Below are 14,106 nucleotides of genomic sequence, written 5' to 3'. Positions count from 1 at the left end.
GCGTGGTGGACAGCAGGAACACCCGGTCGTCGGGGGGGCCCCACCCGCGGGGCCCCGCGGCGACGACCGGCCGGACCGACCCCGCCCCCGGGGCGCACGTCGCCGGCGGGGCGGGGGACGCCAAGGGCGTCACGCTGCGCCTGCCGCGGCCGACCGGCGCGCACGCCGTCGGCCGTGACGTGCTGCACCTGGTGGACGAGGACCGCAAGGACCCGTGGGTGCCCACCGCCGACCGCGAGTTGATGGTCTCCCTCTACTACCCGGCGGTCCCCGGCACCGGCCACCGGGCCGGCTACCAGACCGAGGCCGAGTCCAAGGCCGTGCTCGACGCCCAGGGCGAGGTCGGCAAGTTGCTGACGCCCCGGGAGCTCAGCGGCACCCGTACCCACGCCCGCGAGGACGCCCGCCCGCTGCGCGCCGGCGGCCCGTACCCGCTGGTGGTGCTCTCGCCCGGATACACCATGCAGCGCTCCTCACTCACCGTGCTGGCCGAGGAGTTGGCGAGCCGCGGCTACGTGGTGGCCAGCGTGGACCATGCGTACGAGTCAGGCGGCTCCAGCTTCCCCGGCGGGCGGCTGCTGGACTGCGTCTCCTGTGAGCAGGTGCTGCCGACCGAGGAGTTGCGCCGGGTCTCTGACGGCCGGGCGAAGGACGTGTCCTTCCTGCTCGACGAGTTGACCGGGCCGCGGGCCACCTGGCGGCACGCCAAGCTGATCGACTCCTCCCGCATCGGCATGGCAGGCCACTCCATCGGTGGCGCGGGCACCGCGGCGACCATCGCCGCCGACCCGCGGGTGCGGGCCGGCGTCAACCTGGACGGCACCTTCTTCACGCCGGTGCCGGACGGCGGTCTGGGCGGCCGGCCGTTCCTGATGATCAGCAGCGACATGGCGCTGATGCCGCCGGACCTGGACGACACCTCCTGGCAGGACGCCTGGCAGCGGCTCGACGGCTGGAAGCGCTGGCTGTCCGTGCGCACCGCGGGCCACCTCAGCTTCACCGACTGGCCGGTGCTGGCCGAGCAACTGGGCCACCAGGACCCGGCGATCCCGCTCTCCGGCACCCGTTCGCAGCAGATCACCCGCGGCTACGTGGGCGCCTTCTTCGACCAGCACCTGCGCGGCGTACCGCAGCCGCTGCTGGACGCCGCGAGCCCGGCCAACCCGGAGGTCGTCTTCGAGAAGAAGGGCTGACCCGCGCCGCGTCCGGTGCCCCCGCCGACCACTGGCGGGCGGCGCCGGACGCGCGTACGGGGTGACCCGCGCGGCGCGTACGAGAGGCCGCGTCCGGCCCCGGTGCCGGGGCGGGCGGGAAATGCGGTCGAACTCTGAGACGGGGCTGACCAGCATATGACTGGCGGATAGGGTCGGTGCCGTGGCCAAACCGCTCAGTCTCCCCTTCGATCCCATCGCCCGGGCCGACGAACTCTGGCAGCAGCGCTGGGGACCCGCGCCGGCGATGGCCGCCATCACCTCGATCATGCGCGCCCAGCAGATCCTGCTCGGGCAGTTGGACGCGACCGTCAAGCCGTACGGGCTGACCTTCGCCCGGTACGAGGCGCTGGTGCTGCTCACCTTCAGCAAATCCGGTGAACTGCCCATGTCGAAGATCGGCGAACGGCTGATGGTCCACCCGACCTCGGTCACCAATACGGTGGACCGGCTCGTGAAGTCGGGCCTGGTGGCCAAGCGGCCCAACCCCAACGACGGGCGGGGCACCCTCGCCTCCATCACGGACCAGGGGCGGGAGGTGGTGGAGGCCGCGACGAAGGACCTGATGGACATCGGCTTCGGACTCGGCACCTACGGCGCCGAGCAGTGCGAGGAGGTCTTCGACCTGCTGCGCCCGCTGCGGGTGGCGGCCGGCGACTTCGACGGCGCGGCTGCCGTGGCCGATGGCACGCCCGCCGGGCCGCCCGTCGCGGACGCCTCGTAGGGGACGCCTCGTGGCGCGGCGGCGAGCAGCCAGCGGCGAGCGGGGCGCCGCGAACGGGGCGCAGGGTCGGCCAAGATCCGTACGGAACGGGCCGTTACGCTCGTATCCATGAAGCGAAGCGTGTTGACCCGCTACCGGGTGATGGCCTACATCACCGCCGTGATGCTGTTGGTGCTCTGCACCTCCATGATCTTCAAGTACGGCTTCGACAAGGGCGCCGACGCGACCCTGGTCATCTCGCAGATCCACGGCGTGCTGTTCATCATCTACCTGATCTTCGCCTTCGACCTGGGCCAGAAGGCCAGGTGGCCGTTTGGCAAGCTGCTCTGGGTGCTGGTCTCCGGCACCATCCCGACGGCCGCATTCTTCGTGGAGCGCAAGGTCGTCCAGGAGGTCGAGCCGCTGATCACCGCGGAGACCGAGCCCGCCAACGCCTGAGCGACGACCCGGACCGCGCCTGGGCTCCGCGCCCGGGGCCCGCACCCACCCCGGCTTCGAGCCCGGGCCCGTGTGTGCTTGGCGCCGCCCCGTCTCCCCGCTGCCCCGCCCCGTCTGCCGTGCGGCACGTCTGTACGGCACGTATGTACGACGCGCAGGTACGACACGTGACGCGTGACGCACAGCGGGGGACGTACGGCCGGGGACGCGCAACGCCTCATGTGTGACGTGTGATGTGCCACCCTCGCCGTCCGCCGGGTGGGCCACGGCGCGCGGTGGGGGCGGCGCGCGGTGTGGGCGATCCGACGGACGGCGGGGCCCGCTTCGCCCCGGCCGGCCGTCGGTATCGTCGGGCGACGCCCCGGACGGTGGCGTTCGCGCAGGTCACGGCGGTGGGCGCGATCAGTGCAGAGCTTGGTGGAGGGGCGTGCCGCGGCGCGCCCCTCCGTGTTGTCCGGGGTCGGGACGGGCCGGGACCTCGCGGTACGGGCGCCGCGGCGGCCCGTCACGGGGCGGCGCCGGGGCGGGGTGTGGGCCATGTGACGCGGCCAGCCATCGACAATTACTAGGACGTCCAAGTAAATTTGCTGGCATGGACGCCGAAGGCATTGAGGACGGCCGCCGTCGCTGGCAGGCCCGGTTCGACGCGGCACGCAAGCGTGACGCCGACTTCACCACGCTCTCCGGAGACCCCGTCGAGCCGGTGTACGGCCCCGCCCCCGGTGACACCGTCGCCGGTTTCGAACGCATCGGTTGGCCCGGTGAGTACCCCTTCACCCGCGGCCTGCACCCGACCGGCTACCGCGGTCGGACCTGGACGATCCGCCAGTTCGCGGGCTTCGGCAACGCCGAGCAGACCAACGAGCGCTACAAGATGATCCTCGCGGCGGGCGGCGGCGGCCTCTCGGTCGCCTTCGACATGCCGACCCTGATGGGCCGCGACTCCGACGACGAGCGCTCGCTCGGCGAGGTCGGGCACTGCGGCGTGGCCATCGACTCGGCCGCCGACATGGAGGTCCTGTTCAAGGACATCCCGCTCGGCGACGTCACCACCTCGATGACGATCAGCGGACCCGCGGTGCCGGTGTTCTGCATGTACCTGGTCGCGGCCGAGCGGCAGGGCGTCGACCCCGGCGTCCTCAACGGCACGCTCCAGACGGACATCTTCAAGGAGTACATCGCGCAGAAGGAGTGGCTGTTCCCGCCGCAGCCGCACCTGCGCCTGATCGGCGACCTGATGGAGCACTGCGCCGAGCGCATCCCCGCCTACAAGCCGCTCTCCGTCTCCGGCTACCACATCCGCGAGGCCGGGGCGACGGCCGCGCAGGAGCTCGCGTACACGCTCGCCGACGGCTTCGGCTACGTCGAACTGGGCCTCTCCCGCGGCCTCGACGTGAACACCTTCGCCCCGGGCCTGTCCTTCTTCTTCGACGCCCACCTGGACTTCTTCGAGGAGATCGCCAAGTTCCGCGCGGCCCGCCGGATCTGGGCCCGCTGGATGCGCGACGTGTACGGGGCGACGTCCGACAAGGCCCAGTGGCTGCGCTTCCACACCCAGACCGCCGGCGTCTCGCTGACCGCGCAGCAGCCGTACAACAACGTGGTGCGCACCGCGGTCGAGGCGCTGTCCGCGGTGCTCGGTGGCACCAACTCGCTGCACACCAACGCGCTGGACGAGACCCTCGCACTGCCCAGCGAGCAGGCCGCGGAGATCGCGCTGCGCACCCAGCAGGTGCTGATGGAGGAGACCGGCGTCGCCAACGTGGCCGACCCGCTCGGCGGCTCCTGGTACGTGGAGGCGCTGACCGACCGGATCGAGGCCGACGCCGAGAAGATCTTCGAGCAGATCAAGGAGCGGGGTGTGCGGGCGGTGCCCGACGGGCAGCACCCGATCGGCCCGATCACCTCCGGCATCCTGCGCGGCATCGAGGACGGCTGGTTCACCGGCGAGATCGCCGAGTCCGCCTTCCAGTACCAGCAGTCCCTGGAGAAGGGCGACAAGCGCGTCGTCGGCGTCAACGTCCACCACGGCTCGGTCACCGGCGACCTGGAGATCCTGCGGGTCAGCCACGAGGTCGAGCGGGAGCAGGTGCGCTCGCTCGCGGACCGCAAGAGCGGGCGCGACGACGCCGTGGTGCGCACCGCGCTGGACGCGATGCTCGCCGCCGCGCGCGACGGCTCCAACATGATCGAGCCCATGCTCACCGCGGTCCGCGCCGAGGCCACCCTCGGTGAGATCTGCGGCGTGCTGCGCGAGGAGTGGGGCGGCTGGACGGAGCCGATCGGCTTCTGACCTGCGGCGGGGCCGGCGCTTGGGCTAGTGCTTGGGCCCGGGGTTCGGGCTCGGGCTCGGGCCAGAGCTCGCCCTCGGGCCGGCACCGCGGCCGGCGCCCGCACCGCACCCCATCGCACGACCCGCGACGTATCGCACGACCGCGACGCACCGTAGGAACCGCGACGCACCGTACGAACCACATCGCACCGTGGGAACCACGACGCACGGCGGTCCGCGCACCCCACCAGGGGCGCACGGACCGCCTTCGGGTGTGCGGAGCGGGCCCGGTGGAGGCGATCCGGCACCGCGCCGGCTCACCCCAGGCGCGCGTACCAGTTGGCGTTCTGGCCGATCGCCTGCAAATAGGTGTCCCCGTGGTCCAGGTCGCCGTGGTCGATCACCTTCGCCCGCACGCCGCGCTCGGCCAGCATCCCGGCGCACGAGGTGGCGTTGCCGATCGGCACGTCGCGGTCGCCGGTGGAGGTGTGCAGCCGCACCGGCACCCGCGGCTGCCACTCGCACGCCCCGTCGTTGCGCGCGATCACCTCGGCCAGCTTGCCGGTGGGGTGCTTGAGCCGCGCGGCCCACTCGTCGGTCAGCAGCGCCTTGATGTTCGGCGCGAGCCCCCGCGCGATCTCCTCCTCGGTGTGGTCGTTGTCGAAGAGCGCCTCGATGGTGCCGGCGTACGGCTCCCGGTAGACCTCGCGCGGGTCCCCGTACAGGTGGTGCAGCCGGTTCTGGGCGGTGAGGAAGTACGAGAGGTAGTAGACGGCCGAGCCGTCCTCGATCCGGCCGTCGAAGAGGGCCGGAAGCTCCTGGCCCGCGATGTCGTACGGGCCGGCCACCGGCGCCAGCGAGCGCAGCCGGAAGTGCCGGTCGGCGCCGCGGGCCAGCTCCTTGCCGACCGCCATGGCGACCTGCCCGCCCTGCGAGAAGCCCGTCACGTGCACCTCGCGGGTGAGGGTGCGGCCCTGCTGGGTGGCGGCGGTGCGGGCGGCGCGCAGCGCGTCGATCGACGCGGTCACCGAGGATGCGGTGTCCACGTACGGATGGGTGCCGGGGCCGGTGCCAAGGCCCAGGTAGTCGGGGGCGACGGCGGCCCGCCCGCTGGACGCGTACAGCCAGGCGCCCAGGGTGGAGTAGTCGCCGCCGGTGGAGGGCGCGCCGCCGCGGTAGCCGGTGGTGCCGTGGTGCTCGGCCACCGTGGCCAGGTGCTTGGCGCCGCCGTCGGGCAGCACGAACAGGGCGGATGCGGTGGTGGGCTGGCCGGTGGGGGAGACGGTCGCGTAGGTCAGGCGGTACGCGGCGATGCCGTACCGCACCGAACGGGCGTCGGTGCCGTTGGCCCGGACGACCTCGGCGACCTTCTCCCGGGACACCTGCTGGAGCGGGGTCACCGAGAGCAGCGTGCCGCGGGCCCGGTCGGTGGGGCGGGCGGTGTCGGCGGCGGACGAGTGCGGGCCCGCGGGGGCGTTCGGGGTGCTCGGGGCGGACTGCGTGGGCGGCGCGGCCAGGGCCGGGGCGGCGCACACGGCGGTCAGCAGCGCGGTGGCCAGGGCGGTCAGCCCGACGCTGGTACGGGCGGTGAACCGGCTCTCACATGAGGTCATGCCCTTGATCGTCATGCCTTTGATCGTTGAGCACGCAGACCCTGACCACCATCGGGTGCATCCCCCTCTTGGGGGTGGGATTTCCCGTAGGGGAATCCGGGTGCAGACCGCACCCGCCGGGGGTTGACCCGGAGCGGCTGCGGGTGCGGTCTGCGGTTGTGGGGCGGGTGGCTGTGGGGTGTGCGCCCGTGGGGGTGGTGGTGTGCGGGGGAGTGCGGGCGCGCGGTGCGGCGCCGGCTCCGGACGGGGGTTTAGCCGCGCCGGGCCAACCACCGCGCGTTGTCGGCGATCGCGGCCCGGTACGCGCCGAAGTGCGGGACCTGCCCGTGGTCGATCACCTCGGCGCGGGCGCCGTGCTCGGCGAGGGCCGCGACGCAGGAGGTGGTGTTGCCGATGGGCACGTCGCGGTCGCCGGCGGCGGTGTGCAGCCGCACCGGGACGCGCGGGCGCCAGTCGCAGGTGGTGTCGTTGCGCGCGACCACCTCGGCCAGCTTGCCGGTCGGGTGCTTGAGCCGCTCGATCCACTCGTCGGTCAGCAACTCCTGCACGGTGGGCGCCAGCCCGCGGGCCACCTCCTTCTCGGTGTGGTCGTTGTTCAGCAGCTCCTCCACCCGGTCCGCGTACGGCTGCCGGAAGACCTCGCGCGGGTCCCCGTACAGGTGGTGCAGCTTGTTCTGGGCGGTGAGGAAGTAGGAGAGGTAGAAGACCGCCGACACCTGGTCGACGCGGCCGTCGAAGATGGCCGGCAACTCCTGGCCGCCGATGTCGTACGGGCCGCTGACCGGCGTGAGCGAGCGCAGCCGGAAGTGCCGGTCGGCGCCGCGGGCCAGCTCCTTGCCGACCGCCATGGCGACCTGCCCGCCCTGCGAGAAGCCCGTCACGTGCACGTCGCCGGTGAGCGTGCGGCCGAGCCTGGCGGTGGCGGTGCGGGCGGCGCGCAGCGCGTCGATCGACGCGGTCACCGAGGACGCGGTGTCCATGTACGGGTGGGTGCCGGGGCCGGTGCCGAGCCCCAGGTAGTCGGGGGCGACGACGGCCCGCCCGCCCGAGCCGTACAGCAGCGCCCCGAGGTCGGTGGCGTTGTCCCCGGTGGACGGCGCGTCCTCGCGGTAGACGGTGGTGCCGTGCATCTCGGCCACGGTGGTCAGCCGGTGTCCGCCGCCCTCCGGCAGGACCAGCAGCGCGGACGCGGTGGTGGGACGGCCGGTGGGGGTGCGGGTGGCGTAGTCCAGCCGGTACGAGGCGACGCCGTGGCGTACCGCGGAGACATCCACGCCGGCGTCCTTCAGCGTCCGGCTGACCTCGTCCCGGGAGAGCCGGGGGAGCGGGGTGATCGCGTGCAGGGTGCCGCGGCCGGCGTGGTCCGCGGCGGTGCCGGTCGCGGCGGGCGTGTCCGCGGCGCGCTGCGGCGCCGGGTCGGGGGCGGCGAGCGCGGGCGTCGCGCAGACCGCGAGCAGCACGGCGGCGGCGGTCACGGTGGTGCGGCGGCGGGCGCGGATCGGCGCCGCAGCGCCGGCAGTTGAGGTGTGGTGTCGGCTCATGTGCCCATCCTCGCCCGGCGCCGTGCGGCGCGGCAGCCGGTTACCAGCCCGCCGCGCGGGTGCCTCACGAGCACCCCCACCCTGGGGAAATCCCCACCCCGGCGGGGGGACTCGGGTCCCGCGGGGCTCTTCTTTCCCCGGGGGAGGTTGGGGATGCGGGGCTCTGAGGGGCTTACCCGTCCCCGCCCGTCGGCCCGGCGTGGCGCACCGTCAGCCGTCGTCCGCGGGACGGGCCCGCACCGGCCGGCGGCCGTCGGCCCCGGCAGCGGCAGCGGCAGAGGCTCCGGCGCTGGTCCCGGCCCTGGCCCTGACCCCGGCACCGACCTCGGGCCCAGCGTTGGTCTCGCCCCCAGCCCCAGCCGCGGCCACCACATCCTCCGCCACCACATCCCCCGCCACCGCATCTCCCACCGGCCCGGCCCCCAGGCTCGCCCGCACCCCCGTGACCACCAGCGTGCTGAAGGTCGCGGCCCACTCCGCGTCCACCGGTTCCGCGCTGACCAGGGCGCGGTGCACCACCGTGCCCGCGATCAGGTCGAAGATCAGGTCGGCCTGGCGGGCGGCGACCGAGGCGTCCTCGTCGTGCGGGAGTTCGCCGCGGGCCTGGGCGCGCTCCCGGCCGAGCAGCACCAGCCGCTTCTGCCGTTCGACGATGGCGTACCTGATGCGGTCCCGCAGCGCCTCGTCCCTGGTGGCCTCGGCGACCACCGCCATCAGCGCGGTCTGCGTCTCCGGCCGCTCAAGCAGCGCGGCGAACTGGAGCACTACGCCCTCCACGTCGGCGTACAGACTGCCCCGGTCGGGCAGTTCCAGGTGCTCGTCGAAGAGATCCGCCACCGCGTCCACGACCAGTTCGTTCTTCCCCGCCCACCGGCGGTACAGGGTGGTCTTGGCGACCCCGGCCCGGGCGGCGACGTCGCTCAGCGTCAGCTTTCCCCAGCCCAGTTCGACCAGCGCGGCACGGGTGGCGTCCAGGATCGCCCGGTCTGCCTCCGTGCTGCGGGGCCGACCGGTCCGGCCGGTGCTGCGGCGGTGCGTGGGACACGGCATGCGGGCGACCTTACCCCCGGGTAACCAAAAGAAGGTGGAGCGTCGTGAGCGAGATCACGAACCGTATCCTCCCAGCATCTTGTGGGCCGCCCGGGACCGGCAGTTACGCTACGACCCGTATCGAAAGAGTGGCAGCCACGCTCCGCGGCCACGTCGGCTGACCAGCTCTGACCAGGGTGGATTCCGGTCGGGGCGAGGTCCAGGGACGCGGCCGGCAGACTTCTCGGCGCCGGGTGGGGACCCGGCGCCGGCACCCGGCCCTTCGGGGTCACGCCGGGCCCCGCCCGCGCTCCGCACACCGGCGGCGCGTCTTCGAGGGGCCCGGTGCACACATCGCACGAAGCGTTTTCCGATCGCCGCGCGGAAAGGAGAGGATGTACTCATGCAGCCACGGAATTTGCCCATGGGAGTAGTCGACCTCGCCGCGGTCAAGGCGGCCGGGGAAGCCAAGCAGAAGGCGGAGCAGGCACGGGCCCAGCAGGCGGCCCAGGGGGGCGCGGCCCCCGGCTCCGTGCGACTGGTGCTCGACGTCGGCGAGGCCGACTTCCAGCAGGAGGTCCTCCAGCGCTCCACCGAGGTCCCCGTCGTCATCGACTTCTGGGCCGAGTGGTGTGAGCCGTGCAAGCAGCTCAGTCCGATCCTGGAGCGGCTCACCCGGGAGTACGCGGGCCGGATCGTGCTCGCCAAGATCGACGTCGAGTCGAACCAGGCATTGTTCCAGCAGTTCGGGGTGCAGGGCATTCCGGCCGTCTTCGCGGTGGTCGCCGGCCAGCCGGTGCCGCTGTTCCAGGGCGCGGCCCCCGAGGAGCAGGTCAGGCAGGTCTTCGACCAGCTCATCCAGGCCGCCGAGCAGCAGTTCGGCATCGTCGGCCTCACGGTGGACCCGGACGCCATTGCCGAGGGCGCCGAGGAGACCGAGCAGCCCCCCGGCCCGTACGACGCGGCGCTCTCCGCCGCGCACCAGGCGCTGGACGCGGGCGATCTGGCCGGCGCCGAGCAGGCGTACCAGAACGTGCTCACCGACGACCCGGGCAACGCGGAGGCCAAGCTCGGCCTCGCGCAGACCCAGTTGCTCGGCCGGGTGCAGGGGCTGGACGCGCAGCAGGTGCGCAAGGACGCGGCCGACGGGCCCACCGACGTGCCGGCGCAGCTCGCGGCGGCCGATCTCGATCTGGTCGGCGGTCACGTGGACGACGCCTTCGGGCGGCTGGTGGACCTCGTGAAGCGGACCTTCGGGGATGATCGGGAGGCGGCCCGGGTGCGGCTCCTCGAACTCTTCGAGGTGATCGGCGCCGACGACCTCCGCGTCGTCGCCGCCCGCAGCGCCCTGGCCCGCGTGCTGTTCTAGCCCTCGCGGTCGACCCCCGATCCGGCCCCGCATATTCACACCTTGGACACACCTCGATCCAAACGAAGCAGCGGTCGCGCTTTACCAAAACTTGGTAAACGCGACCGCTGTTACTCGTAGTAAGTGGACCGCGGATGTATGTCCCTCTTTCCTGCGGCATATCCGTTACTTTCCGACCAGTCTCCGGCGACCCTCGGTGTGCGGCCGATATCGGCCAGCGCCGGTTCGGTTATCCACGCGTTACTCGCAAGTAATGAACCCCTTGTGTCGACGCCGTGGATGGACCACGATCGGCCAAGCTCGGTCCATTCCCACAGCACGGCAGCCAGTCGGGGCTGGGGGGTCGTGGGTCCCCACCGAGCGGGTCGGCGGCAGGTGGGCCGGCTTCTGGACAGGGGGGTCTCTGCCCACTGCGGCAGGGCCTGTCCGGCAAGGTCGCGCGCCCAGCGCGGCAGTGGTTGTCGCTCGGGGGTGATCGCCGGTGATCCGGGTGCACCCTGCCCGGCGCGGGCGCTCTCCTTCCCGAGGACGTAGCACTTCTCCCATCTCAGACCAGACCGCTCCGGTCACAGCGGGCGGCCTGGCTCCGGAGATGTACGTCCGAGAAGGAGGAAAGTCATGGAGTCCCTGGCTCGTGGCGGGACTAGATGGAAGCGGTTCGCCGTCGTCATGGTGCCGAGCGTCGCTGCGACGGCCGCCATTGGCGTGGCCCTCTCGCAGGGGGCGCTGGCCGCTTCGTTCAGCGTCTCCGGTCAGCAGTTCAAGGTCACCGCCGGAGAGCTCGACGGTAGGGGGTTCGTCCAGTACGGCGCGATCGACACACAGCGCGGGGGCAAGAAGGTCCCCGTCGCCGTGTCGGCCTTCGATAGCGCCACGATCAAGAACCTCTGCCAGTCCGTCGTCATTCCGGTCCCACTCTTCGGCGACGTGTCGCTGAAGCTGTCGGCCGGTACGAAGGCGGGCAACCCGGTGAAGGCCAAGAACCTCTACATCGATCTTGACCAGTTGAACGCCGATGCGACGTTCACCGACATCAACATCGGTGTGGCGGCCGGAGATACGAAGTACGGCCCTGGCATCAAGAAGGGCGACGCTGCGGACCCCGGTTCGTTCGCCCAGGAAGCCGACAGGGCGCAGTTGAAGGATGTCAAGCAGACCGCCTGGGCGACCAGCGCGGGCACCTTCAAGCTCTCGGGCCTGTCGATGAACGTGCAAAAGGGCAAGCACGAGTGCTACTGAGGCACTGAGGCGGGTGGGGGGCATCGCCCCTCACCCCCGTGCTCACGCTGTGAACACTTGCGATCGACGATGCGATCGCCAGCCCCAGGGAGCTGTTTTCGATGAGTGCCGAGTCGCCGGGGGTTTCGATGGGCGCCGAGTCGCCGGGGGCGCGTGACCGGGTGGGCCAGCTACGGGCGACGTTTCGCGCGTGGCGCTGGCAGCGTCCGTTCTGGGCGGGGCTGCTGACCCTGCTCGGCGGGCTCCCCATCGCGTACTTCCCGTACGCCAACCTCACCATGGGCCAGTTGACCATCCGGATGTCCACCACCGCCGGGTCCGGTTCGCTGATCATCGGCGTGTTGTTGGTGGTGCTGGGCCTGACCATGTGGTTCCAGTCCGCCACCCGGGTCTTCGCGGGGGTCGCCGCGATCCTGCTCGGGCTGGTGTCGTTGGTGGTCTCCAACTTCGGGGGCTTCCTGATGGGCTTCCTGCTCGCGCTGTTCGGCGGCGCGCTGGGCGTCTCCTGGGCGCCGGGCGAGGTGCTCGCCGCCGAGTCGGACAAGGGCGCGGACCAGGACGCGCACCAGGATCTACACCCGGAACTGCACCCCGACCCCGACCCCGGCGTCCAGCCCGCGCCGGCCGTGCAGTTGGGGAAGGAAGCGCAGATCGCGGGGCCCGAGTCGATCGCGGGCGAGGAGGGTGCGCCGCAGCCGGCGGAGGCCGAGACCGGGCCGGACGCCGGGGCCACGCCGGACCAGGAATCCAGGAATGGGAGGCATCGTGCGGGGTGAAGAGGGGGCACCGGGGGGCGAGCCACGCCGCCGGACCAAGGCGGGGCCGCGGCACGCCGCCCCGAAGAAGTCGATGCTGACCCGGTTGCAGATGCCCGCGGGCAAGGCCATCGCCTTGGCGGCCATGCCCACGGCGGTCCTCATGGGCATGGGGCTGACCCCGCAACTCGCCCAGGCCGACACCCAGGCCAAGGACCGCTTCAAGCCCGGGCCCTGCGTGACCCAGCCGGACGAGCACCAGGACGGCGCCGACGAAGGCAAGGGCAGCAAGGACGGCAAGGGCGGCAAGGCCGAGCAGGACGGCAAGGACGGCAAGGACTCGCAGGACGCGAAGGGTTCGGACGGCCGGGGCGAGGGGACGCAGGGGCGTACCGAAGCACCGGATGGCGACCGCACGGACCAGGGCGACCAGCAGGACGAGCGCAACACGGGCCGTACGCCCGGGAGTTCACCGACGGGCGGGCCGACCGGCGACGCCGGGGAGACGCCGGGCGGCAGCGCGCGGACCCCGGCCGGCTCCGATGCGGGCGCGGCGCAGAAGCCCGCGGCGCACGAGCCGTCGTCCGGCACCACCCAGGCCCCGAAGCCGCCGGCCGCGAAGTCGCCGGCCTCGGAAGCCGATCGGGAGCGCGCTGCCACGCCGAGCCCCTCGCGCCATCCGCTGGACCCGCTGGGGTTGGGCGACGCGCTGAAGGACCTGCTCGGCGGCGGCAAGCACGAGACGCCGGCCGCCCCGAAGCCGAGTACGACCCCGAAGCCGAGCACCACGCCGCGGCCGGACACGACCGAAGGCGGTGCCGACGGTCCGGCAACGCAGCGGCCCGCGACGGATCATGACGAACCGTCAGGCAGCGGTGAGGGCGGGTCGGGCACCACCGCCGACGGCGCCGCCAAGGGCCAGGCCAGCACGGTCCAGGAGAAGAAGGAGCAGTTCGAGAAGGCGCAACGGGAGGCCGACGCCAAGGCGGAGCGGGAACGGGCCGAGCGCCGTGCGCAGGACGAGGGGTCCGCGAAGCCCGGCGCGACCGCGGGAACCCACGGGTCTGAGGGGGCCGAAGGGACCGCGGACGAGGCCGGATCGAAGGACGGCGAGACGGGCGACAAGGACGGCGACAAGGACAGCGGGGACGAGAAGGACGGCGTGGACGGCAAGGACGGCCCCGAGCCGAGCGCCGGGCCGACCGTGCCCTCCCCGGACGACCCGCAGCGCTACCCGTGCCCCGTCCGAGACGAGGCGGCGCTGCGCAACGCCCCGCTGGAGGCGGACGCCCCGTTGCTGCCCGAGGACCCGTGGATCTTGGAGAGCAGTCTGCTGGCGCTGCACGGCCTCAAGTACGACGGCATCGTGAAGGTGAAGACGTTCAGCGGCCGGGAGAAGGCGGTCCTGAAGTTCACCGCGAGCTCGATCGACATCCGCGACCTGAAGCAGACCGTGGTCGGCCCCGGCAGCGCGACCACCCACGTGGACGCCCGCCCGGGCAGCAACTCGACCATCCGGAACGGCACCGTGACCATGTACACGGAGGAGCTGAAGGGCAATCTGCTGGGCATCATCCCGGTCACCTTCAGCCCCGACGCCCCGCCGCCGCTGACCTTCCCCGAACTCTTCTTCACCAAGGTGCGGGTCACCCAGGCGGGCCAGTTCGGCGGCACGCTGACGCTGCCCGGCATGCACCTGTACCAGACCGGCAAATAACGGGCGACACCCGGCGGCACCGGAGCGCTACGCGCGTCCCGGCCACCGCGTCCCGGCCACGGGGCGCACACCGACCACGCCGGGAGCCGCACCAGACCGTGGGGCGCCCCCCCCCCCCCCCGGGCCGGCCCCCCCCCGCCCGCCGCCCCCCCCCCCCCCGCGGGGCCCCCCCGGGCGGGGGGCGCCCCCCCGGGCGCC

10 protein-coding genes and 1 pseudogene are annotated in these 14,106 nt (G+C 72.7%); 8 read left to right on the top strand and 3 right to left on the bottom strand.

Going from position 1 to position 14,106, the window contains the following annotated elements; genetic code table 11:
- The 4 genes from AAHZ94_RS14820 to icmA all read left to right on the top strand — a co-directional run.
- On the top strand, positions 1-1,193 hold a 1,193-nt coding region (locus AAHZ94_RS14820), incomplete at its 5' end, for an alpha/beta hydrolase family protein (protein ID WP_349993341.1).
- 181 nt (positions 1,194-1,374) lie between these two features.
- Entirely contained in the window at positions 1,375-1,935 is a 561-nt protein-coding gene (locus AAHZ94_RS14815; RefSeq protein WP_349993340.1) for a MarR family winged helix-turn-helix transcriptional regulator, read from the top strand.
- A 108-nt stretch (positions 1,936-2,043) separates the two neighbouring features.
- Positions 2,044-2,373, top strand: a complete 330-nt coding sequence (locus tag AAHZ94_RS14810; RefSeq protein ID WP_349993339.1) for a DUF3817 domain-containing protein — start codon at positions 2,044-2,046, stop codon at positions 2,371-2,373.
- Between the two features lie 592 nt (positions 2,374-2,965).
- Entirely contained in the window at positions 2,966-4,666 is a 1,701-nt protein-coding gene (gene icmA, locus AAHZ94_RS14805; RefSeq protein WP_349993338.1) for a coenzyme B12-dependent isobutyryl-CoA mutase large subunit, read from the top strand.
- Positions 4,667-4,962: 296 nt separating this feature from the next.
- On the opposite strand, the gene AAHZ94_RS14800 is transcribed toward icmA, so the two are convergent.
- From AAHZ94_RS14800 to AAHZ94_RS14790, 3 genes and pseudogenes are all read right to left on the bottom strand, one after another.
- The gene (locus AAHZ94_RS14800) at positions 4,963-6,273 is read right to left on the bottom strand and encodes an alpha/beta hydrolase (protein ID WP_349993337.1); all 1,311 of its coding nucleotides are present in this window, start codon (positions 6,271-6,273) and stop codon (positions 4,963-4,965) included.
- A 236-nt stretch (positions 6,274-6,509) separates the two neighbouring features.
- Positions 6,510-7,799: an alpha/beta hydrolase gene (locus AAHZ94_RS14795; protein ID WP_349993336.1), complete on the bottom strand. Its 1,290-nt coding sequence runs from the start codon at positions 7,797-7,799 to the stop codon at positions 6,510-6,512.
- A 417-nt stretch (positions 7,800-8,216) separates the two neighbouring features.
- Positions 8,217-8,849: pseudogene (locus AAHZ94_RS14790) on the bottom strand (TetR/AcrR family transcriptional regulator); the annotation flags it as partial.
- A 382-nt stretch (positions 8,850-9,231) separates the two neighbouring features.
- Between AAHZ94_RS14790 and AAHZ94_RS14785 the strand changes: the two are divergent.
- From AAHZ94_RS14785 to AAHZ94_RS14770, 4 genes are all read left to right on the top strand, one after another.
- On the top strand, positions 9,232-10,197 hold the full coding sequence (locus AAHZ94_RS14785) for a tetratricopeptide repeat protein (protein ID WP_349993335.1): 966 nt from the start codon (positions 9,232-9,234) through the stop codon (positions 10,195-10,197).
- A gap of 618 nt (positions 10,198-10,815) precedes the next feature.
- On the top strand, positions 10,816-11,436 hold the full coding sequence (locus tag AAHZ94_RS14780) for a DUF6230 family protein (RefSeq protein WP_349993334.1): 621 nt from the start codon (positions 10,816-10,818) through the stop codon (positions 11,434-11,436).
- A 128-nt stretch (positions 11,437-11,564) separates the two neighbouring features.
- Positions 11,565-12,212, top strand: coding sequence for a DUF6114 domain-containing protein (locus AAHZ94_RS14775; RefSeq protein ID WP_349993342.1), 648 nt, complete (start codon positions 11,565-11,567; stop codon positions 12,210-12,212).
- Positions 12,202-13,908 carry a hydrogenase expression protein HypF gene (locus AAHZ94_RS14770; protein WP_349993333.1) on the top strand — a complete coding sequence of 569 codons (1,707 nt, stop codon included), beginning with the start codon at positions 12,202-12,204 and terminating at the stop codon, positions 13,906-13,908. Before AAHZ94_RS14775 ends, AAHZ94_RS14770 begins: the two co-directional genes overlap by 11 nt.
- Positions 13,909-14,106 lie beyond the last annotated feature (198 nt).

Source organism: Streptomyces sp. HSW2009 (assembly GCF_040240285.1).
GTDB lineage: Bacteria > Actinomycetota > Actinomycetes > Streptomycetales > Streptomycetaceae > Streptomyces.
This window is presented reverse-complemented; position numbering and strand designations above follow the sequence as displayed.

Coding starts and splice junctions, on each gene's coding strand:
- AAHZ94_RS14810 (WP_349993339.1), top strand. CDS start 2,044: ATGAAGCGAAGCGTGTTGACCCGCTACCGGGTGATGGCCTACATCACC.
- icmA (WP_349993338.1), top strand. CDS start 2,966: ATGGACGCCGAAGGCATTGAGGACGGCCGCCGTCGCTGGCAGGCCCGG.
- AAHZ94_RS14800 (WP_349993337.1), bottom strand. CDS start 6,273: ATGACGATCAAGGGCATGACCTCATGTGAGAGCCGGTTCACCGCCCGT.
- AAHZ94_RS14795 (WP_349993336.1), bottom strand. CDS start 7,799: ATGAGCCGACACCACACCTCAACTGCCGGCGCTGCGGCGCCGATCCGC.
- AAHZ94_RS14785 (WP_349993335.1), top strand. CDS start 9,232: ATGCAGCCACGGAATTTGCCCATGGGAGTAGTCGACCTCGCCGCGGTC.
- AAHZ94_RS14780 (WP_349993334.1), top strand. CDS start 10,816: ATGGAGTCCCTGGCTCGTGGCGGGACTAGATGGAAGCGGTTCGCCGTC.
- AAHZ94_RS14775 (WP_349993342.1), top strand. CDS start 11,565: ATGGGCGCCGAGTCGCCGGGGGCGCGTGACCGGGTGGGCCAGCTACGG.